General features: G+C 45.8%; 17 protein-coding genes, 1 pseudogene and 1 riboswitch. Of the genes and pseudogenes, 7 read left to right on the forward strand and 11 right to left on the reverse strand.

What is annotated here, in order from left to right:
• Positions 1-193: 193 nt before the first annotated feature.
• Positions 194-988, reverse strand: a complete 795-nt coding sequence (locus tag MTR82_RS15920) for an SDR family NAD(P)-dependent oxidoreductase (protein ID WP_246809847.1) — start codon at positions 986-988, stop codon at positions 194-196.
• A gap of 467 nt (positions 989-1455) precedes the next feature.
• Entirely contained in the window at positions 1456-2238 is a 783-nt protein-coding gene (locus tag MTR82_RS15925) for an SDR family oxidoreductase (protein WP_246809848.1), read from the reverse strand.
• A 157-nt stretch (positions 2239-2395) separates the two neighbouring features.
• On the opposite strand from MTR82_RS15925, the gene MTR82_RS15930 reads away from it, so the two are divergent.
• Together MTR82_RS15930 and MTR82_RS15935 are read left to right on the forward strand one after the other, a co-directional pair.
• Positions 2396-2992, forward strand: coding sequence for a TetR/AcrR family transcriptional regulator (locus MTR82_RS15930; RefSeq protein WP_246809849.1), 597 nt, complete (start codon positions 2396-2398; stop codon positions 2990-2992).
• 31 nt (positions 2993-3023) lie between these two features.
• Entirely contained in the window at positions 3024-3461 is a 438-nt protein-coding gene (locus MTR82_RS15935) for a GNAT family N-acetyltransferase (protein ID WP_246809850.1), read from the forward strand.
• Positions 3462-3546: 85 nt separating this feature from the next.
• On the opposite strand, the gene MTR82_RS15940 is transcribed toward MTR82_RS15935, so the two are convergent.
• A complete protein-coding gene (locus MTR82_RS15940; RefSeq protein WP_246809851.1) occupies positions 3547-5379 on the reverse strand; it encodes an FtsX-like permease family protein in 1833 nt (610 codons plus the stop codon).
• Complete coding sequence (locus MTR82_RS15945) at positions 5376-6149, reverse strand: ABC transporter ATP-binding protein (protein WP_246809852.1); 774 nt, start codon at positions 6147-6149, stop codon at positions 5376-5378. Before MTR82_RS15945 ends, MTR82_RS15940 begins: the two co-directional genes overlap by 4 nt.
• Before the next feature lie 236 nt (positions 6150-6385).
• Here MTR82_RS15945 and nhaC point away from each other — a divergent pair.
• Positions 6386-7597 (forward strand): annotated as a pseudogene (nhaC, locus tag MTR82_RS15950) (Na+/H+ antiporter NhaC); the annotation flags it as partial.
• Between the two features lie 124 nt (positions 7598-7721).
• The gene (locus MTR82_RS15955; protein WP_246809853.1) at positions 7722-8153 is read left to right on the forward strand and encodes a hypothetical protein; all 432 of its coding nucleotides are present in this window, start codon (positions 7722-7724) and stop codon (positions 8151-8153) included.
• Between the two features lie 49 nt (positions 8154-8202).
• Here the strand turns inward: MTR82_RS15955 and MTR82_RS15960 are convergent, their stop codons facing one another.
• From MTR82_RS15960 to MTR82_RS15975, 4 genes are all read right to left on the reverse strand, one after another.
• Positions 8203-8952 (reverse strand): amino acid ABC transporter ATP-binding protein, encoded by a 750-nt coding sequence (locus MTR82_RS15960; RefSeq protein WP_052652708.1) that lies wholly within the window; start codon positions 8950-8952, stop codon positions 8203-8205.
• A 15-nt stretch (positions 8953-8967) separates the two neighbouring features.
• A complete protein-coding gene (locus MTR82_RS15965; RefSeq protein WP_052652707.1) occupies positions 8968-9651 on the reverse strand; it encodes an amino acid ABC transporter permease in 684 nt (227 codons plus the stop codon).
• 60 nt (positions 9652-9711) lie between these two features.
• Positions 9712-10560 (reverse strand): transporter substrate-binding domain-containing protein, encoded by an 849-nt coding sequence (locus tag MTR82_RS15970; RefSeq protein WP_052652703.1) that lies wholly within the window; start codon positions 10558-10560, stop codon positions 9712-9714.
• Between the two features lie 130 nt (positions 10561-10690).
• A riboswitch (SAM riboswitch) is annotated at positions 10691-10799 on the reverse strand.
• A gap of 99 nt (positions 10800-10898) precedes the next feature.
• Complete coding sequence (locus MTR82_RS15975; RefSeq protein ID WP_246809854.1) at positions 10899-11456, reverse strand: DUF4256 domain-containing protein; 558 nt, start codon at positions 11454-11456, stop codon at positions 10899-10901.
• 178 nt (positions 11457-11634) lie between these two features.
• On the opposite strand from MTR82_RS15975, the gene MTR82_RS15980 reads away from it, so the two are divergent.
• Positions 11635-12654, forward strand: a complete 1020-nt coding sequence (locus MTR82_RS15980) for an NAD-dependent epimerase/dehydratase family protein (protein WP_246809855.1) — start codon at positions 11635-11637, stop codon at positions 12652-12654.
• Between the two features lie 60 nt (positions 12655-12714).
• Here the strand turns inward: MTR82_RS15980 and MTR82_RS15985 are convergent, their stop codons facing one another.
• Genes MTR82_RS15985 through MTR82_RS15995 form a run of 3 tightly spaced genes read right to left on the reverse strand, consistent with a single transcriptional unit; the run spans position 12715 to position 14682 of the window.
• Positions 12715-13434 (reverse strand): hypothetical protein, encoded by a 720-nt coding sequence (locus tag MTR82_RS15985; RefSeq protein WP_246809856.1) that lies wholly within the window; start codon positions 13432-13434, stop codon positions 12715-12717.
• 1 nt (position 13435) lies between these two features.
• Positions 13436-14308 carry an ATP-binding cassette domain-containing protein gene (locus MTR82_RS15990; protein ID WP_246809962.1) on the reverse strand — a complete coding sequence of 291 codons (873 nt, stop codon included), beginning with the start codon at positions 14306-14308 and terminating at the stop codon, positions 13436-13438.
• Positions 14308-14682 carry a GntR family transcriptional regulator gene (locus MTR82_RS15995; protein ID WP_246809857.1) on the reverse strand — a complete coding sequence of 125 codons (375 nt, stop codon included), beginning with the start codon at positions 14680-14682 and terminating at the stop codon, positions 14308-14310. The genes MTR82_RS15990 and MTR82_RS15995 overlap by 1 nt, the downstream gene beginning before the upstream one ends.
• 159 nt (positions 14683-14841) lie before the next feature.
• Between MTR82_RS15995 and MTR82_RS16000 the strand changes: the two genes are divergently transcribed.
• Positions 14842-15777: an NADP-dependent oxidoreductase gene (locus MTR82_RS16000; RefSeq protein WP_246809858.1), complete on the forward strand. Its 936-nt coding sequence runs from the start codon at positions 14842-14844 to the stop codon at positions 15775-15777.
• A gap of 235 nt (positions 15778-16012) precedes the next feature.
• Positions 16013-19783: a DEAD/DEAH box helicase gene (locus tag MTR82_RS16005; RefSeq protein WP_246809859.1), complete on the forward strand. Its 3771-nt coding sequence runs from the start codon at positions 16013-16015 to the stop codon at positions 19781-19783.
• The last annotated feature ends 4 nt before the right edge of the window (positions 19784-19787 follow it).

Below are 19787 nucleotides of genomic sequence, written 5' to 3' on the forward strand. Positions count from 1 at the left end.
AATAATTTTTATTTATTTCAACTAATCGGATTTACTATCCGTCCGGTCGCAGATACTGTCCAAGTGCTTCGAAATACTGTCCAACAGGAGACAAATACTGTCCTTCAGGCCATAAATACTTGCCGGCCAGCGAATAAACCCCAAAAAGGCACACTCACTTTGAATGAGTGCGCCTTTTTTGAGGTGTTTTGAATCAACCGACAATCCCTGCATCGACTTGCATTTCAGCTCGGTTTATAAATGGATTTTTTACTATTTCGACTGCTACTGAAGCGATATTTTCAGGTTTACCGCCTTGTTTCGGGAACAGTTGCATTGGAGCCCAAATTTCATCAGCTACACCCGTTGCAGCCGTTAATGGGGTTTTAATATATCCTGGTTTGATACTGTTCACTCGGATGCCATGATGGCTTAAAGTAACGGCCAAATCCCGGTTCAAACCAAGAATAGCCGCTTTAGAAGCTCCGTAGTCATAAGCAAATGCGGTGCTTGCTACTCGTTCATCGAACCAGTTCCAAACCTTGTCGGCAGCCATTGATGCTAAGAAGATGATATTCCCTTTCTCTCCGTTTTCGTCTGGCTCGTTATTCTTCATATAGTTCGCTGCAATTTGCGCTGTGTTATAAGATCCGTACAAGTTAACTTTGATGCCCGCATCCCAGTTTTTAAAACTTTGCTCAATCACATCTTCGTCATCAGAAAGGAAGACACCGCCAAAGCCGCGTCCTGCACAGTTAATCATAATATCCAAATGTCCCCATTTATCAACAGCCTGTTTTGCTGCACTTTTTAATTCTTCCCGATTTGTTACGTCTGCTTTCACAAAAAGAGCATCATCCCCGAATTGTTTCGTATATTCAATGCCTGCTTCTTCATTTATATCTGTCAATAATAGTTTTGCTCCTTGTTCATGGAAAGCGAGTGAAGTTGCTCCACCGATTCCAGAAATGCCCCCTGTAATCCACGCCACTTTATTCTCCATATTCATCCTAAGTCCCCCTTGTTTTTTGAAAATTAATGCTATTAGAGCATAACAAAGTATTTTCAATAAAATCAATTATAAAGACCTATGTTAGAGAGGGCACTTAGAGCTATTTGTAAATAAGAGATTTAAACTTAGTAAGAGGCTATTACAATATATTTTCTTCATACGATTGCGAATATGCCAAGAATGAAAGATGCTTTGTCGAAATAAATAAGGAATCTGCAAAAGGCGCACTCGGTGATGGACAAGTGCGCCTTTTTGAGACGATTTCCAGGAAAAATTTTCTTGATTTTTTTTATTTATTTCAAGTAATCGGATTTACTATCCGTTTGTCCACAAATACTGTCCAAGTGCTTCAGAATACTGTCCAACAGGAGACAAATACTGTCCGTTCAGCAAGTAATACTTGCCGGTTGCCGAAGCAAATCAAAAAAAGCGCACTCCATTTTCAGGAGTGCGCTTTTTCATGCTTAATATTTGTAAGATTGGCCGCCGTCGATCGGAATGACAGTGGCATTGATGAATTTCGCTGCGTCGGAGAGAAGGAAGGCGACGAGGTTGCCGACTTCTTCCGGTTTGCCGAAGCGTTTCATCGGGTTCACGCTGACAAATTCTTTGCCGGCTGCTTCCCAGTTGTCGCCAGCCATTTGTTTCAATGAACCTTCGACCATTGGCGTCATGATGGCGCCCGGTGCGATGGCATTGATGCTTACGCCGAACTGGCCGTATTCGATGCCGGAGTTGCGTGTCAAGCCGACAACGCCGTGTTTGCTCGCTGCGTAGCCGGACTGGTTGCCGACGCCGCGGATTCCGCCGACGGACGCCGTATTGACGATCGAGCCGTAGCCTTGTTCTTTCATGACTTTCAATACATGTTTCATTCCGTAGAACACGCCGTTCAAGTTGACGCTCACGACTTTTTCGAATTCGTCGGAACCGAAGTCTTCTGTCAGGTTTTGTTTGCCTTCGATGCCGGCGTTGTTGAAGAATCCGTCGATTTTGCCGAATTTGCCGATGGTGAATTGAACGTAGTTTTTCACTTCTTCTTCGTTCGTCACGTTTGCTTCAACCAGTTCAACTTGGGCTTCCGGAGCCGCTGCAAGGATTTCTTTTTTCGTATCTTCCAAGCCGTTTTTGTTCATGTCGACCAGCACGAGTTTGCCGCCTTGCTGTGCGATGGAAAGTGCCGCCGCGCGTCCAAGGCCGGAGCCGCCGCCTGTGATAATAACCACTTTGTCATTGTAATTAATCATCTGATCTCTCTCCTTTTTCATGGGTATGCTAAACTGAATTTAATGGATCTATCGCCAGTGTAAGCCTTTGCACCAAAAGCTTCAATCCGTAAAATTGGCGAATGTGTTGAGTAATGCGACAGTTTTATTGAAACTGTCGATTTTGGAGGAAAAAGAGATGGAAGTGAAGAAAGAAAAGCTTTCTCCGCAAGCAGAACGGACGAAGCACCAGTTCAAGCAAGCATTCACCGAGTTGATCAATGAAAAAGGGTATAGCCATGTCACGGTGACAGATATCGTACAGCGTGCCCAATATAACCGCGCAACTTTCTATCTTTATTATTTGGATAAGCCGGATATTACGGAAGAGCTGCGGAAAGAAATGTTCAAGCAGATCAAGCGGACGAGCATGGAGCGCTATGAGCCGGGCAAGGTGATTTCCACGGCATCAATGGACGCCAATTCGTTTGAACTCGTGTCATTCATCTATGACAACCGTTTGTTTTTCAATCTCTATTTGATGGAAGATACCATTCCGGGCCTTTATCAGGAATTGCCGCGCGCCATCTTCGAGCTGTTCGAGGAGCAGTTCACGTTTACGCCGATCGGCCATCATGATATCAACTCCTCTTCCTTTAAATTATATATGGCGCATGGGACAGCGGGGCTCATCCTTGACTGGGCGCAAAACGGCTATCAAAAATCGCCGATGGAAGTGTCGCAGGAATTGATCGGAATTCTGCAGTCATTTGCGGCGGGATTCAGGGTTGGATGATTCGAACGATAAAGGAAGTGAAGTGTTTCTTATGGAAATGAATCTATTTACCGAAAAGGATCTTCAAAAATGCATAGCAACTTTTATGGAAGTCTTCAACGCGGAACCATGGAACGACCAGTGGGAGCCGGAAAGAGCGGAACGCTACCTGCAGGATTTTGTCCGCACCCCGGGATTTATGGGTATTGTCGCAACGGAAGGCGAAGAAGTTATCGGTTTCCTTTTTGGTGCAAAGCGCGCTTGGTGGAGCGGGGACGAATTTTTCATTTATGAGATGTGCGTCAAAGCGACTGTACAAAATCAAGGAGTCGGGAAAGCGCTGCTCAAGCATCTGCTTGAAAAGCTGGATGAAGAAAAAATCGCGACTGTCTCTCTTTTAACGGACCGAGGCATCCCGGCGGAAGCCTTTTACAAGAGAAACGGATTTGAGGAAATTGAACGGCTGGTATTTTTGAGCCGGGAAGTCTGATAAGTTCACAGCTTGAAAAAAATAAGACTAAAAGATTCACAAATAAAACCCGTCCCAGCAGCAAGCTGGAGCGGGTTTTGCCGTCTCATCCTTTTGGCAATACGAGTTTCCGGTAAAGGTGTACGGTGAAGAAATAGTAGCTGCCGTAAATGGCCAAGAAAATGAGCAGGGAAATCCATAACCGGTAGTACGGATCAATGATGACGAACGTGAACATCCGCATGCCGACGAATACGTGGAGCAGGCCAAGCAAAGCAGGGAATAGGAAGACGATGAAGATCTCTTTTGAAATCGATGCTTCCAGTGCTTTTTTCCGGACGCCGAGTTTTCGGAGGCTGTCGTAGCGGCGAATGTCGCTGTTTGCGCCAGACAGGATTTTGAACATCAAGATGCTCGCCATCATCGTCAAGAAGGCAAGGCCGAGAAAGAAGCCCATGAAAAACGTGCCGCTCGCAAAGGCATACTGGCTTTCGAAAGTGGAGTACTTGCTGTACAGCGATTCGTATTCAAGGTCCATCGGAATGTACAGGCGTGCCCCATCCTGCAATTGCAGGCGGTCAAGTTCCTGCCACTGCTCAATGTAGCGTGAAAATTTATCGCTTCTGGCAAGAACGATCGTGATTTCTTCTGCTTCAACTTGCTCGAATGTTTCCGCTGATACAATACGGTGCCTGCCCAATGTAGAAAACGCCGGATTGATCGTCTCGAGAGCCATTGTCCATTGGTCACCCAGGTTCTGATAGCCGTCTTCATCGATTTTTAGATTATCAGGAAAAGGGCCAGGCCGCTTCGTTTCATAGGAAACCCAATCAACGATCAGAGGCGGATTGGCCGCCAGCTCGTCCTCTACATAATAGACAAATTCCTCATCCATCTTAAAACGGTAGGAAAGCCGTTCTTCTAAAGCGATGGTTTCCAATACTTCTTCTTCCGCATCTCCCGGGTTATACAGGGCGGCGTCGTACAGCCGCTCTTCATCCACCGACAAGACAGCGTTATTTTTAAACGCGAATCCGCCGGCAATGGCGCCGGCCGACAAAGCAATCAGCATGGCAATCGTCGCAAGCACCCACTTTAGTTCGTTCAGCCGGAAGCTGAGCTGGGCGAGGGTAAACGAGTTGAGCCCTCTAAAATTCATCTTTTTATTGCGCTTCCATTTTCGGACGATGATCGGCAATAGTGAAGCAAAGAGCAGATAGGTGCCAAGCGTCGTGGCTGCCGGCGCGGCAAAAAGACCGATAAAACGCAGGATCTCCATGAAGAAGAGAGCGACATAGCCGATGCCGAGTAAAACAATTCCAGAAAAGATCATCAGCGCCGAATTTTTAGGTTTTGACGGCAACGGATCGTGCTTTACTTCCGCTTTCAGCAGATCATTGATTGAAGCTTTCGCAAGCTTTCGGTTGTTGATGAAAGAAACCGCGTAGGCAACGGCTAGGAAATAGACCATCGTCCAAAAGGCAGCCGGCCCGTAGAAAACTTTGAAGGCGATAAATTCGACATTCAACTGGGCGGCTAACAGGCTCGAAACAAGCCAGGAAAGAAGTGCGCCGAGGAAGATGCCAGCCCCGAGAGCAGCCGCTGCAATCAGCATCGTTTCAAGCAGGAACACCTGCTTGATTTGTTTCTTTTTGGCGCCGATCAATTCATACATGCCAAATTCTTTTTTCCGTAAGGAAAGGAGGAAAGCGTTTGTGTAATAAAGGTAGAAAAAAGTGATCACGGATAATAGGACAATGCCGACAATGAAAACCAATTGAATATGGTTGATGACCGAATTGCCGGTAATGAATTCTTTATTTAAAGCCAAAGTCAGAAACATGTAAAAAACAGCGATAGAGACGATGAGTCCGGTAAAAAGGATAAAATAATCGCGCTGTTTCCGCTTTAATCCTTCAAGCGATAATTTGAGGATCATCTGGCTTCACCTGCAATAACGCGCTCGTTGGTGCCAGCAAGCACTTCCAAGATTTCTTTGTAGAATTGTTCCCGGCTGTTTGAAGCATGGAGCTCCTGATCGATTTCCCCGTCCTTGATGAATAGGAGGCGGCTGCAGTAACTGGCACTAAGCGGATCGTGCGTCACCATCAAGACGGAGACTTTTTGTTCTTTGTTCAGATCGCTTAAGGTTTCCATTAAAATTGCGGCATTTGTTGAATCCAGTGCGCCGGTCGGTTCATCCGCAAGAAGCAAGGCGGGATTATGGACAAGCGCCCGTGCAATCGCTGTCCGCTGTTTTTGCCCGCCTGAAATTTCTGCAGGGAACTTTTCGAGGATGCCGCTGATCCCGAGGAGTGTTGAAGCCTGTTGAACGGTTGCAGAGATCCTCGGAACCGCTGTGTTCCGGAGAGAAAGCGGCAAAGCAATGTTTTCAAAGACACTCATGTTTTCGAGCAGATTAAAGTCTTGGAAGATAAAACCCAGCTGTTGGGACCTGAAATCGGACAGTTGCTCTTCATTCATGGCAGACAAGGACGTTCCGCCGATGATGATTTCGCCTTCAGTGACGGAATCCAATGTGGCAATCGTGTTCAGCAAGGTCGTCTTGCCAGAACCGGAAGGGCCCATGATGCCAATGAATTCTCCCTTTTCCATCGTGAATGATAAATTGCGGATGGCGGTATAGGCGTTAGCCCCTTTTGTTCCATACGTCTTTGAGATGTTTTTTACATTTAAAATAGCCGTCATGTAAATTCCTCCATTCATTGTTATTCCTTACTATAGAGAGGAGAAATGAAGAAATTCGGTAGGGAAAAATGAAGGATTTCTTAAGATTCACTAATGAGTTGAGAATAAATTTTCATTTTTGCCGTTACAATTGCTGCAGTTTGGGGGATATAAAATTTAAGTGCCGTAAGCACCATAAAATTATTCAGTCGTTAGTTGACCGAAGTTCAGACTCTAAAAAGCTAGGAGTACATAGAATGAAGAAAAAACAACAAGATATTGAGATACCGTTTCTATTAGCTCTTATTCCACTCGTTACCATGATAGCTATTATGGCGGTCACGATTAATTTATTTGAAGGCAGCCCGCATATTCCGCTGGCTGCGGGCAGTGTCGTTGCCGCATTTATCGCTTAGTGGCTCGGCTATAAATGGAAAACGATTGAACAAGGCGCTTATAAAGGCATTCGTTTGGCGCTTCCGGCAGTATTGATCATCATCGTGGTGGGAATGATCATTGCTTCATGGATTGGCGGCGGTGTGATTGCTACGATGATTTACTATGGACTTCGAATCATTACTCCATCCCTCTTTTTAGTGACAATCTGCCTTATTTGCGGTGTCGTCGCTTTTGCCATCGGGAGCTCATGGTCAACAATGGGCACGATCGGAGTTGCCGGCATGGGAATTGGCATGAGTATGGGAATCGCGCCTGCCATGGTAGCGGGGGCGGTTATTTCGGGTGCTTATTTTGGCGATAAAATGTCGCCGTTGTCGGATACGACCAATATGGCGGCAGGTGTGACAGGGACGAATCTGTTTGAACATATGACGTATACGACGATTCCAGGACTTGTTCTGGCTTTGATTGTCTACTTTGTGCTTGGCCGGCAGTTCGGCGGAGCGGATGGGGATGAAGAAAATATTCAAGGCAACTTAACCGCGCTCAACAGCAATTTCATTATTTCACCATGGCTAATGTTGGTGCCGGTTGCGATTGCTGTGCTGGTGATCATGAAGGTACCTGCGCTTCCTGCGTTGATAGTTGGGGTAGTTTTAGGTTTTCTTTGTGAGATTTTCGTTCAAGGCGGAAATGTCGGAAATGCAATCAATGCGCTTCATGATGGTTATGTGATGTCATCCGGCAATGAAATGGTGGATGAACTGTTTAACCGCGGCGGCATCGAATCGATGATGTTCACCGTCTCATTGGTTATTTTCGCCATGGTATTTGGTGGCATATTGGAACATACGGGAATGCTGCAAGCAATTGTAAAACAGATATTGAAAGTCGCGAAATCGGCAGGCAGCCTGATTGCGGCTACCATCGTTTCTGCGTTTTTCACGAATGCGACTGCATCAGAACAATACATATCTATTCTGTTGCCGGGCAGAATGTATGCAAAAGCCTATCAGGATAAAGGACTGCATCCGAAGAATTTGTCGCGTGCCCTTGAAGACAGAGATACAGAACTTCACCATTGTTTGTGCGGCTTATATTGACTCTCGTAATTGGCATTAAGGAAAGAAACGTAGCAGCAAGCAACTATTAATTTTGCCCATTATTCGATTTGGCAGGAGGGTGCATTGGCTTATGAATTATCAAGAATTGGTTGAAAAAGAGGTATATCATCTTACTTTTCAAGGGTTTGAACAGACAAAGGGAGCAAACAAATTATTAACTGTTCGTTTCGATGGAAGCCCTAACGAAACGGATGTGCTCATCGGGAATCCGCAGACTTTGGAACGCTGGCAAATCAGTTTTTCTTCCTATGCATTCTATTCGGCAACGTTTGAAGACTTTACAGTAGCCAAGGAACATGAAGTGTATCAAGGATATGCGTTTCGGATCTATGAAAAGTCGGAATTGATGGATCGATTAAGAACGGATGCAAACTTAGAGGTGCAAGAGAGGAATAGAGGGAAAATCTACCGGCATTATTCATTTGCCTGTATGGAACATCAGGTTGATGTGGTGTCTTGTGATGAACCCAGTACAAAAATGCTCTGTTCTTATTCCAATTAAAACAGCCGAGCTCTCCGCTTTGATGGACGAGTTCGGCTGTTTTTATGAATTAAGCTCTTTTCAGCAAGACCTTTTGCAGAAATTTCTTTGTCCGTTCTTCTCTAGGGGCTGTGAAAATATCTTCGGGCTTTCCTTGTTCGACAATGTGCCCATCTGCGATAAATACGACGCGATCCGAAACTTCTCGTGCAAAATCCATCTCATGCGTTACGATAACCATGGTTTGTCCTTCTAACGCGAGCTCTTGGATGACCGTCAACACTTCACCAACAAGTTCAGGATCTAATGCAGAAGTCGGTTCATCAAATAATAAGAGATCCGGTTTCAGTGCGAGAATCCGGGCAATCGCCGCCCGTTGCTTTTGGCCGCCCGACAATTGTTCCGGAAACTGGTTTTTATGTTCCAAAAGGCCAACTTTTTCCAGCAATCCTTCTGCTTCACGCACCAATTCCTGCTTGTTCCGTTTTTGCACGACAAGCGGTGCTTCAATAATATTGTCAATCACGGTTTTATGCGGAAATAAATGAAAATGCTGAAAGACCATACCAGAAAATTGGCGAACATCAACTTTTTGCTTTTTACTTGGTGTTTTCCCAGTGAATGAAACATGGACATTATTGATTTGAAGTGAACCGCCTGAAGGCGTTTCTAAGAGATTCAGGCATCTCAGTAAGGTTGTTTTGCCAGAACCGGATGGGCCAATGATGCTGACAACTTCGCCTTTTTTTATTTCCAATGAAATGGATTTCAAGACTTCTACCTGTTTGAATTGCTTGCTTAAATTTTCAACTTTGATCAATTTGGAAACCTCCTATCATGCAGTGACATAGCGATTTGCTTTTTTCTCTAAATAATCTTGAAGTAAGGTGACGAGGATGCAAATGGACCAGTAAATGAGTGCCACGAGAATATATAAGGTTAGGCTTTCATAAGTTTGCCCGACCACCACTTTAGCACGGTAGAACATTTCAGAAACAGTGATGACCATCGCTAGCGAAGTTCCTTTGATGATATCCATGAAAGTGCTCGATAGTGGAGGCAAAGCAATGCGCGTTGCCTGCGGCAAAATGATGCGCGTCATAGTTTGCCAATAGCTCATTCGAAGCGTTTCAGCAGCTTCCCATTGTCCTTTCGATACAGAAGAAATGGCAGAACGGATAATTTCGGCCGTATAGGCAGAAAAATGAATACTGATGCCGATAATGGCAGCAGTAAGCGGCTGCATTTCAATGCCGATCATGGGAAAGCCGAAATACAGGATAAACAGCATCACCAAAAGCGGAGTGCCGCGCATAAAGGAGATAAAAAGCCGGGCTGGGAGAGACAGTCCGATAAAGCGGTTCATTCGGGCAAGGGCTACAAATAAACCGAGGATCAAAGCAAATACTAGGCTGACCAGTGCAATCAAGATGGTTTGCCAAGCTCCTTCCAGAATAAAAGGAAGAGAATCAATTGCGATTTCTACATTAAAAAGATATTTCCATTTAAAGTCGGCCATTGGAAGACTCCTTTACTTAGTATCTAGAAAAGAGGAATCCAAGGATTCCTCAAAAAATGTTTATTCTTCTTCAAGCGGCTGTGTTACATCAGCACCAAGAAATTTAGTTGAAATTTCTTTCAATGTGCCATCAGCAAGAAGCTCCTCAATAGCACCGTCAAGTTTTCCTTTCAGCTCCGGGCTATCTTTCGGCATTACGATAGCACTGCTGCTGAATGAGAATCTAACATCTTCAGCCAGTTTCAATCCCGGTTTATCAAACTGTTCAAGTGAGCGCAACAAGACAAGATAGTCGTTTAGCGTAGCATCGACGCGGCCGCTGACGATTTCTGGAAGCACCGTGTCAGAGCCTGTGTAGACAATCACTTCAGCCCCTTGTTCTTGAGCAAATTTCGAGTAATTGCTGGTCGCGGACCCCCCGACTTTTTTGCCTTTCAAATCTTCTACTGATTCAATGCCGGAGTTGTCACTTTCACGGACAATGGCTGAACCATATGAATGCTTGACTGGAATCGTGAAATCAAATATCTCTTTGCGTTCGTCGGTAATCGAAAAATCATTCGCGGCAATATCAATTTGGCCATTGCGAAGAGCTGGCAGCAATCCGTCAAATTCCATTTCTTTGAATTCAACTTCCAATCCAAGCTTTTCTCCTAAGGCACGAGCAAGTTCTACATCATATCCTGTTAATTCTTTTGTTTCTTCATCGTGATAGGTAATCGGGTAGTAAAGCCCTTCTGTGCCGACAACGATTTTGCCTGCTTCTTCAATTCGATCCCAAGTGTTCTGTTCCTTGTTTTCTGTTGAAGCATTCACTTCATTTGAAGATTCATTGCTGCTGCATGCAGTTAGAAATAAACCGATTACTGTAATTGCGACGAGCCATAAAAGCTGTTTGGTGTTTTTCATGTCTTTGCACCTTCCTTTTCTATTGGTTTACTTGGTTTTAAGTTAATAGAATTGTCCAGATATGAGGGCAAACAAAAAGCCTCTTCTATAAGAAGAGGCAGGCATGCGAAATCACATTGATATTCTGCTCTTCTTATCTCTCAAGCTAATCAAAGCTTGTTGGATTTGGCACAGTGCTCTAAAGTGAGCCCGCTGCCGAGGTTTCGTAGGGCCAATCCCTCCACCTCTCATGATAAGAACAAATTGCTATTAAACTATGTTGACAACTGTATCATCATTGCATTTCACCGTCAACACAAAATTCTGATAAGTTACACCTTATTTTTTGTTAGAAGTTGTTAAACGTTTAACGAACCCCTAAATCCCCTAGCGGCATAATACGAATCCGCTCCGTTATGATACAGAAACACTTGCCCGTAGCGGAAATCACAAAAAAGGGCGCCGCCGCGATCTCTGATTTCAGCAGGAGTCTGCACCCAGCTCGATGTCTTCATATCGAATTTCCCTAGTGACTGCAGCTTTCGGTATTGTTCTTCTGTAAGCAATTCAATTCCCATGTCGGCCGCCATGCCGACCGCGTTGTTTTCGGGCTTGTTTTTCTTACGCGATTCCAGTGCTTTCAGGTCATAGCAGAGGCTTCTTCGGCCAATCGGGCTTTCCACGGAGCAATCAAAGAAAATGTATTCATCCGCTGCAGCGTTATAATCCACGACATCCGGTTCGCCGCCAGTCCGTTCCATTTCATGGAGCGACCATAATTTGCCTTCATTCGCTTCCAATTTGTCCTGGATTTTGGCCCATTCGAAGTTTTCGTGGCGAGTGATGTTTTTCTCGAACCGCTCTTTTAACGTGCCGAGAAATGCTTCGCGTTGTTCGGGTGATAATTGCTTGCTCATGCCGATTCCTCCTTTAATGGATTTTGCTATTGTTGGTTTTAGTATATAAGAAAGCAGCGGGATTTTGGAGAGGTGCATCTATTTTATTTTCAGTAGAGGATTGTCTGGAGCTTTTGCAGAATAAAAGAAGCAGGAAAGCAGATCGTTTTTCATTCAGTAAATTGAAGGAGGAGTGTATGTGAATATCTTGATCCTTGGAGGGACCCGCTTTTTGGGGAGATTTCTGACCGAGGCGGCTCTCAGCAGCGGCCATGAAGTGACCTTATTAAATAGAGGGAAAGCGAATCCGGATTTGTTTCCAGAAGTGGAGAAATTGATCGGCGACCGGTACGGGGATTTACAAGCGTTGAGGGGGCGGAGATGGGACGCCGTTATTGACACATCCGGCTATCTTCCGTGGTCCGTTCAAGAATCTGCGGAACTGCTGGCGAAATCCGTAGGACATTACACATTCATTTCAAGCGCATCGGTTTACGTCGATTTAGAATCTCCGGGGATAAATGAAGAACACGCAGTCGGCCAGCTTTCAGCGGACGAGCTGGAAGAATTGAAAACGAAAGAGGCGGAAGCTGCCATCAATGAACATTACGGTGAGTTGAAATTTTTGTGTGAGCAAGAAGTGGAACGTGCGTTTCCGGAAGGTGCCCTGAATATCCGGCCGGGACTTATCGTCGGGCCTTATGATTTTACGGATCGTTTTACGTACTGGGTCAACCGCGTGGATAAGGGCGGTGAAGTGTTGGCGCCGGGACGGCGAGACAAGGAAATCCAGTTTATCGATGTCCGGGATTTGGCGGATTGGATTCTCCGGCTGGTTGAAGAACAACGTACAGGCACATTTAATGCGACCGGACCCGAATCCGCATTGACGATGGAAAAATTCTTGGAGGAATGCAAGGCCACTCTTAAGAGCGATGCAGATTTTATCTGGGTGGATGAGCAATTCCTGTTGGGCCACAAAGTGGAAGGCTGGTCCGAATTGCCGCTTTGGATTCCGGATAGTATGAACCTGAATGGCTTTCTCGGAGTGGATATCCAAAAAGCCTTGCAAACCGGACTAAGGTTCCGTCCTCTCAGTGACACTATTCGAGCCACCTTTGAATGGGAAATGACACGGGAAAAGGCTGAACGAAAAGCGGGGATGGATCCGGAAAAAGAGCAAGCTGTGTTGAAGGACTGGCAGCAGCGTGCGCTTTAATAGGAAAAAACGAGTTTCCACGGGATGAAATTTATCCAGTGGAAACTCGTTTTTAATTTATTACAGTTTAATCGGTATGCGTTTTGTCAGCATGCGGGTAGCTATGATCAATACGGCAATCAAAAGGAGCGAACCGATCACGGACATCAGTAAGCTTGCTTCAGTTGGAATGTACGGAATCCAAGGAATGATGGTGCTTAAGCCTGCTTCTCCCCAGAAGAATCCGTTCAAGCTGAGGGCCACAATCGCGAGCCCGACAAACCCGAGTCCAATCAGCCAATTAAAGCGGTAATAGCCGATGCCGATCAGCCAGCCGACCAAATAATATGTGAACACGTTCAGGAAGAAGACCCCGATGGCAGAAAACCAGCCGCTTGTCCGTTCGAAAATGGTCAGGCTATCTGATTTTACGGGCATGGAAACAAAGTTGGAGATAAGGTGTTCGATGCCATGGATAGCAAGAGGCACCACAGTGACAGCAATTGCGAGCCCGAAAGCGCCAATGACTACTCCAAAGAACATATCTTTTCGGCTGATTCCGTGCTGGACAAAATACGCCATGAAGCCGAAAGCAGCGATGATTCCACAGACGAGCATGAAAATGGCGGCTGAGTAGCTGGAGAAGACGAAGAATCCTTCCACATTTGCGTCGTTGCGATTGGCGATAAACATGCCGATGACATGGGCCAGTGTCAGGAATGAGAAAAACCAGATGCTCCATTTGAATTGTTCCAAGAAAGAATCCCTTGCGATTTTCGGATAGAGTTTGACCGATTTCATATCAGTGTGCCTCCTCTGTTAAGTGGATGAATAAATCTTGCAGGGAAACCGGGCCGATTTCTAAGCCGAGCTGCTGCGCTTTTTGTTGGTCTTCTTCACTTAAAGCGCCGTAGACCATTACGGATTTCGTGCCGCCAAGCTTTTGTTCGTTCAAAACTTTTAATCCGGCGACAAATGCATCGACTTGATCCGCTGCACCTGTAATAGAAGCGCCGCGGGAAGCGATTGTTTCGTAATCTCCGTTCAACACGAGGCGGCCTTGGTCGATGATGACGACTTGATCAAACAGATAATCCATTTCCGATACTAAATGAGTGGAAAGAATGAACGTACGAGGATGCTTCGCCTGATCAGCCAGAATTTCCTGGTAAAAGATTTCACGCGCGGGTGCGTCCATGCCTACATAAGCTTCATCAAAAATCGTAATCGGGGAACGGCTCGCCAGTCCGATGACGGCATTCAACGCGGACTGCATCCCTTTCGACAATTTGCTGATCGGTTTATCCAATGGGAGTTTAAATCGTTTCAGCAGATAGTCGGCATATTCTTTATCGTAACTTGGCCGGTAATATTCCGGAAATTCAAGAAACTGCGGAATTTTCTCGTATTCTTCTTTGTAGTCTTTGTTGTAAATAAAAGATACTTGCAGCATTTTATCGGCGTTTTCAAATACCGGTTCACCGTCAATGAAAACTTGCCCTTCCGTTGTCTCACGAAAAGCGGCGATTAAAGACAGAAGGGAAGTTTTGCCTGCGCCGTTTCGTCCGATCAAGCCGTGGATCCGATTCGATTCGAGTGATAATGACAAATCTTTCAACGCTTCAAATTTACCGAATTTCAATGTCACGTTATCTATTTTGATATGAGCTTCCATCATGTGTCACTTCCTTTCGCATTTTTAATCAGTTCAATGATTTCTTCTTGGGAAATGCCGAGTTTCTTCGCTTCCTGTACTAAGCCAACAACGTAATTGTCGACAAAAGCTTTTTTGCGTTGATTTACCAATGTTTTTTTTGCTCCTTCTGCTACAAACATGCCAATCCCTCGCTTTTTGAATAGGATGCCTTCATCCACTAATTGATTGATGCCTTTAGAAACGGTCGCATGGTTAATTTTGTAGAAACTCACAAGTTGGTTGGTCGATGGCGCCTGATCGCCTTCTTTTAATTGGTCATTTACAATTTGGTCTTCGATCAATTCACGGACTTGAAGAAAAATGGGTTTATTCGAATCGAATGGACTGCTCAATGGATGCACCTCCTTTTTTGTATAGGATATATGGTTATACACTTATGTGTATAACCATATATCCTTACATTCGTTTTGTCAATCATTCTGATAAAAAATAATAGCGGTGTTTAAAAATGAAATAAGGGGAAAAGAGAAAGGAGGAAAGGGGAGAGTCAGATGAAAGCAATCGTAATTGAAGCGTACGGTGGAAAAGAACAACTGAAAGAAAAAGATATGCCCATGCCAAAAATGGCAGACAATCAAGTGCTGCTTGAAGTCCATGCGACTTCGATTAACCCGATCGACTGGAAACTGCGGGAGGGGTATCTGAAAGAGATGCAGCCTTTTGAGTTTCCCATCATCCTTGGGTGGGATGCAGCGGGAGTCATTGTTGAAACTGGGAAAGGTGTGAAGGATTTCAAAGTGGGCGACCGCGTATTCGTGCGGCCTGAACTTACAAGAGAAGGGACTTATGCCGAATTTATTGCGGTGGAAGAGCATTTACTTGCGAAAATGCCCGATGCGATGACATTCGAAGAAGGTGCAGCGATTCCGTTAGTAGGTTTGACTGCATGGGAATGCCTGGTTGAAGTGGCCGGCGTAAAAGAAGGCGATAAAGTATTGGTGCATGCAGGGGCAGGTGGTGTCGGGACGAACGCCATCCAAATCGCTAAAAGTTTTGGTGCCTATGTGGCAGCAACCGCCAGCAGCAAAAACAAAGAGCTGCTGGAATCACTCGGTGCCGACCAAGTCGTCGATTATAAAGAAGAAGCGTTCGAGGAAGTCATTAACGATTTTGATATCGTCCTTGATACATTAGGCGAAGACGTTCAAGAAAAAAGTTTCGGTGTCTTGAAAAAAGGCGGAATGCTTGTATCGATTGCGCAGCCGCCGGATGAAGAAACGGCCAAGAAGCACGGCGTCAAAACCGGCTATGTATTCCTGCAACCGGAAGGTGAAAAATTACAGAAGTTGGCGAAGCTTTACGAAGAAGGCAAGCTAAAGCCGGTCATTGGGGAAACTTACGGATTTTCTGCAAAAGATTTGCAGGATGCGCATGCTGCGAGCGAAACGCATCATGCGAAAGGGAAGATTGTCATTAAAGTGAAGTGAGCGGGGAAAGCAGGTCCAAAGAGGCCTGCTTTTTTTTATGGGCTGTTCGTTGACGGATGGGGGTTTCTCTTAAAGCTTGCTGCGTTCTTTCTAAAATAATTCACAAGATAAACAAGCAGAAATCCATCAAAAAATGGTATGATTAGAAGATAACTAAATCATGCAGGCTGGAAGATGAGAGAGCCGCGGAAATGATGAATAGTGGATTTTTTCAGTTTTAAGAACAGGTGATTAAATGAGTCAGGCAAAAGCAAATGCATACAAAACTTCTATACGAATGACCAATACAGCTTCGGAAAAAATGAGCGGGTTCGGAATCAGCGAACGCTCGTTTTTTGTTGTAGACCGTCCTTTCAAGGTGTTTCTCGAACGCTATCCGGCAGCAGCGGACGGCTCGCTTTCAGTTGCGTTGATTTTTGACCGCACAGAAAACGAACGGCTGTCTTCAAAAGAGTTGGGGCAATTGGTGGTGTTTCACTGTGTGTTTGCCAATCATCGTTTATTGGTGACAAATGTGACACTGCGGAAAGCCTATCAAACGCTCGGAACGAATTGGCAGCGCGAAGCGTATATCACGTTCCAAGATTCCCGCGAACCGGCTCCGGTCGCTTTGATCAATATGATCAACCGCATGACGCCCGCGAAAGAAAGCTCGGAATACGTGAAAAAACGGATTTCAAGCTGGGAAGGCTATTTGAAGATCCAGGAACGCGGCATGGACATTCCGGATATCAAATCCTTCTATACTAAACTCGCATTCAGCCATGATTTCAGCCGCATCACTTTGACCGGCTGCCAGATGAAAGATACGGAATGGAAGTCGCTCAGAAATTTAAGTGTGCGGCTAACCGGGATCGACGGCGATGTCGGAACCGTGATAAAAGCGGCAAACCGAACCGTTGAAATCGAACTTCAGAATTATGCCGTCAAACAGATGCGGGAAAAAGCGCATACGCTGAATAAAAAAGAAGTGGTGTTCAGCAATTTTGCTGCGCTCAGCCAGATCAGAAGATTGCGCCAAGGGTTTACGAATCTGGAAAAAGGGTTGGCGGTCAATCCGAATCTTGACCGTCTTTTATTTGAAGAAAAGCCGCCGGTCAATCCGCTTCAGAAAATCGACAAGCTGCAATTTCACAATCGCTTGAATGAGTTCCAGCAGCGGGCGGTTTCAGGTGCAGTGGCGGCGGATGATTTGTATGTGATCCAAGGGCCGCCGGGAACCGGAAAAACGACGGTTATTGCGGAAATCTGTCTGCAAAATGCGAAAAAAGGCTTGAAAACGCTTGTTGCTTCGCAGTCGAATTTAGCGGTCGATAATGCGCTGGGCCGGCTTCTCGTAAATAAAGACATCCGGATATTGCGCGTGGGCCGGACTGAAAGCATCGAAGAAGAAGGCAAGAAATTTATCGAGGAAAACGTCGGACAGTATTGGAAAGACAATACCGTAAAAGAAGTATCCGCCCAGTACGAAATGCGGAAAAACCGGGAAGCGGTGCTGGCAGGTGAATTGGCAGCAAATGAACAGGCTTACGTTGAAACGCAGCCGCTTTATGAGAAATTGGCGATTCAAATTGAAGAAAAGAAAAAGGCGCAAGAACAGAACCGGCAGCTTCAAAAAGAGCTGGAAGAGCTGCAGTCAAAATGGCGGTCATTAGAGACGCTCGGTGAAGGAGCCGAGCGGCAAAAACAGGAAATCGAGCAAAAGATGCAGGCTCTCCAGGAAACGATAAATGAAAATCAGGCCTTTATTGAACAAAAAGCACCGGACTGGTTTGAAGAGCAGCAGGAGCGCATTATGGATGAGATCCGCCAGTTGGAACGGGCACGGAAGCATAAAGAAGTAGAACGGGAGCTCGAGTCCAAGAAACAGGAAATCAGCGTAGTTGTGGATAAGCGAAATCAAGTAGAGGCGATTATTCAGCAAAAGCAAGCCCTCATAGATGAAGTGGACACCCTCAAGAAAATCGATGGCCTGAACCGTTTCATGGTCGAGCAGAACATCGAGGAAACGCCAGCCATTGCGTATTCGATCAACAAACTGGAAGTGACGCGCGAAAAAATGGGCGAATGGCAGAAACTCAGTAAATACAACGAAAGCATGGCTTCGGCGATTTCGTATGTGGAGAAGCTGCTGGCGCCTTCTTCCGTAGACTTAGCGAAGCTAAAAGAACACGCGTTAGCTTCGGTCCAACTGTATACTTCCGCGGAAGTGGATGCCTTTATGGAAAAGCTCCGGGTATTGTTGAAGGGCCCGCAGCGAACCGATTCAGCGATTTTGTCAAAAGCGCTTGCCGGGCTGTATCAGCGCCAGAATCATTTATGGCACCGTGGGTCGAAGCTCAAGCCGGCTGAAACGTATATCGAAGAATCGAAACGGACGTTCCAGCAGCTGAAAGCGGCACTCGCTGCAGAATTGGTGAAACAGCAGGAACAGTACAAGGCGGTTGACCGCAAATGGCAGGAACAGCTGGAGAAACTGCAGCAGGCGATGGCGCCGGTCGAGCAGCAATTCAAGCAAATGCCGAATGCCGCCTATCTTCCTTCGGATATTGAAGGGGCGATTACCGGCCTGAAAGCGGAACTGGGCGAGTTGAAAAATGAAAAATTGCTGATGGAAAAAGCGCAGCAGCAATTAGCAGAGTCCAAGCAGAAGCTGGCGGAAGAAGCGGCTGCTTTGGAGAAAAACAACGCCCGAATCGTTGAAATTACGGGTGAAACTGCACATTTGAAAGAGGAAATTTCTGCGAAAGAGCAGGAAATAGGAAAGCTGGCAGAAATTCTGTCGTCACGTCCTGAACAATTATATGAAGAAACAGCGAAAAAACTGGCAAGCTTATCCTTTGAGAAAGAATCGCTCAAGCAGGAAATGAAAAACCTGCCGATGCTGCAAGCCGTCCAGAAAAAATGGCTGGATTTATTGGCAGGGGCGAACGAGCACGATTTGGACGAAATCCGCAAACTCTACATCAAGCATGCCAATGTGATCGGCACGACTTGCGTAGCTTCCGCACGCAAAGATTTCATCGACAATTATCCGGTATTTGATGTCGTTATCATAGATGAAGTATCGAAAGCGACGCCGCCCGAATTATTGCTGCCGATGCTAAAGGGCAAGAAAATCATCCTTGTCGGCGACCACCATCAATTGCCGCCGCTTCTTGGCAATGACACTCTTGAAGAAACGCTGGAAGAGATGATCAAAGAAAACAGCGGCTTCGAAGAAAAGCGCGAACTCGAAAAGTTATTGGAAGAATCCCTCTTTGAACGGCTCTACAAAAACTTGCCGGAAGCCAATAAAACCATGCTGGCCATTCAGTACCGGATGCATGAAGACATCATGGAGACGATTTCGCCGTTTTACCGCTTGGAAAACAAGCAATTGCAATGTGGCCTCCAAGATTCGGATCAGGATCGCGACCATTTGCTGGAATCCAAAACGGTGTCGCGCAGCAATCATTTAATGTGGCTCGATTTGCCGAATGAATCTGCGTTTTTCGAAGAACGGATGAGCGGCGGAAAAAGTTTGTATAATCCGGCTGAGCTTAAAGAGATCTCAGGGTTGCTCGTGGAAATGGATCAGGCTGTTGCAGAAGCGAAGCAAGCCGGAAGACTGGAGGCTGACTATCAGAAAAGTGTCGGCGTCATCAGCTTCTACGGCGAACAGGTCAAGCGCCTGCAGCGCATGATCGATCAAGAGCTGAGGCTGCCACATTTGACGATCCGGACAGGCACAGTTGACCGGTTCCAGGGAAGCGAAATGGAAATCATTCTGCTCAGCATGGTGCGGAATAACCGCAATCCGCATGGCGATATCGGTTTTGCGAAAGACTATCGCCGCTTGAACGTGGCGTTGTCGCGCGCCAAACAATTACTGGTGCTGGTCGGCAGTTCCGATATGTTCACAAAGCGCGCCAAGCGAAACGAAACAAAGCAAATGTATAAACATGTGCTTGAAACCGTCAAAAAGAAAAACGGCTTAAAAGTATTGGAAAGCAGCAGGGGGTGAAGGT

The sequence above is a fragment of the Planococcus ruber genome, assembly GCF_022819085.1.
Classification (GTDB): domain Bacteria; phylum Bacillota; class Bacilli; order Bacillales_A; family Planococcaceae; genus Planococcus; species Planococcus ruber.